The sequence below is a fragment of the Pseudoalteromonas sp. SG44-1 genome (genome assembly GCF_014164315.1).
GTDB lineage: Bacteria > Pseudomonadota > Gammaproteobacteria > Enterobacterales > Alteromonadaceae > Pseudoalteromonas > Pseudoalteromonas rhizosphaerae.
This window is the reverse complement of sequence record NZ_JACJEW010000159.1, coordinates 1-1,689: the sequence shown is the minus strand read 5'-3', so window position 1 is coordinate 1,689 and position 1,689 is coordinate 1. Positions and strand designations below refer to the sequence as shown.

Annotated in this window: 2 protein-coding genes; both read left to right on the top strand. The window is 34.3% G+C overall.

Annotated features, from left to right (window positions below):
• Positions 1-194: 194 nt before the first annotated feature.
• Complete coding sequence (locus H5187_RS23395; RefSeq protein ID WP_182798459.1) at positions 195-1,085, top strand: hypothetical protein; 891 nt, start codon at positions 195-197, stop codon at positions 1,083-1,085.
• Positions 1,086-1,100: 15 nt separating this feature from the next.
• Positions 1,101-1,601: a hypothetical protein gene (locus tag H5187_RS23390; RefSeq protein WP_182798458.1), complete on the top strand. Its 501-nt coding sequence runs from the start codon at positions 1,101-1,103 to the stop codon at positions 1,599-1,601.
• Positions 1,602-1,689 lie beyond the last annotated feature (88 nt).

Below are 1,689 nucleotides of genomic sequence, written 5' to 3'. Positions count from 1 at the left end.
TGACCTTGTGGTGCATAACTATATATCAACATGCTTACAGTACCTTGCTGAGCAGCCAGATAACCTTGAGCCACTGCTACCTTGGAACATTAAACAAAGCTAGGTGTCGTTAGCTATACGCTTACGCTTATTGCACAGGTTTTACAGATAAGAAAGCAGAACAATTAATCGAGTTATTTACTAATAAGAAAGAAATGTTAACAGAATCTGATTTGTATATAAGGCCATTGTATCAAATAGATGAAACTATCCACTTGTGTATTCCAACATTACTGACAGGACAGTTTACTAGAGTTGTCGACTATTATGTGAATACAGAAGTAGCGCCAGCAGTTAAGAGCAAGAAAAGTGAAAACAAAGGGAGATTCTTTGAGCTGGATTTTGTTGATACTCTTGAAGAGCAGATTAGAAAGAATAAACTGCTGAAAAACATCTTTTGTAAAGTACTGAATGTAGGGTTTGAACAAAGACCGGGAAAAGACAACGAAGAAATCGATATCATTTTAAGAATAGGGGAAACCTATTTAATAATCGAAGCGAAGTCTTTTACATATCGAATAGGTAGTTCTGGCTTAAAAAATAATATAAAAACAATTACTGAGTCTAATTTAGAAAGAAAAAAACAGTTTTTCATTGATGATTATGAAAGGTTTAAGAAAAGCTATGACCCTACTGCAAATTTCGTATTTGATGAAGCGAAGGTTCTATGTTGCTACTTATCAAGTGCGCCTCATTGTGTTGGAATTCGTTTGAATGGTTATCCAGTAGTGGACCCCTCAATTATCGAAAGATACTTTGGAAACAGTAACTTTGTAATGGTTAATCAAGATAAAGGAATAAAGAACTTTTGCTTTTATAAAAATGAACTTGAAGCAGAGAAAAATCTAAAGAGGTATTTAGATGAACTACCTCAATTAAGCCATTACAGAAATTGTTTTAGTTATGCTCGCTCTAATTTTCAAAGACTTTATAAAGGAAAGAAAGTTATATTTGACGAGCCGTACTTTGATTTTGGTTCTGGTCGCATAGAGGGTGAATTACTTAAAACATGGTCATTAGCAGATAGATGGCATGCAATTAAATAGTTAAGGTTTTTGATAATGTTTATAAAGACTGAGATAACATCCGAGGACGATTTCTATTCCCTAGATAGTTTATCTAAAGAGTTACCATGGTTAGATGATCGAGAGTATCAATCAGGGATCTTAGCGTTGTGGGAAGAGCTCAAAGATGATGAAAGTAAAAAGCTAGTAATTGATTTGCTTAAGCGACTTAAACATTTGAATGACAAATGCATGAACAATAATGCATATAAGATAGTCGACAAAATAAAAGAATGGGAAATTAAAGCAGATAATGTAGTGCTGGTTGCTACATCTGATGGTGATGAAATAGATGGTTCTGTTGCAGGCCTACAATTTTTAAAGAATAAATTAGCTACATTGGAGGGCTGGAGCGAAAAATTACTTTTCTCTAACTTTGAAGCAGCTTTGGACGATATTAAAAGGGGGATCACGGAAGTATTAATTTTTGATGACTTTATAGGTTCTGGAAAAACGATGGTTACGGAGTTTTTCAAGTTAGTTGTCGCCTCAAGTTAAATTTTATGCCGCCCGCATTTCTTCTTTTTTCTCAGGATTCAAATTTACTTCGTTTATCATTGACCAATCTCGTGACTTTCCTGACCAA

Coding starts and splice junctions, on each gene's coding strand:
- H5187_RS23390 (WP_182798458.1), top strand. CDS start 1,101: ATGTTTATAAAGACTGAGATAACATCCGAGGACGATTTCTATTCCCTA.
- H5187_RS23395 (WP_182798459.1), top strand. CDS start 195: ATGTTAACAGAATCTGATTTGTATATAAGGCCATTGTATCAAATAGAT.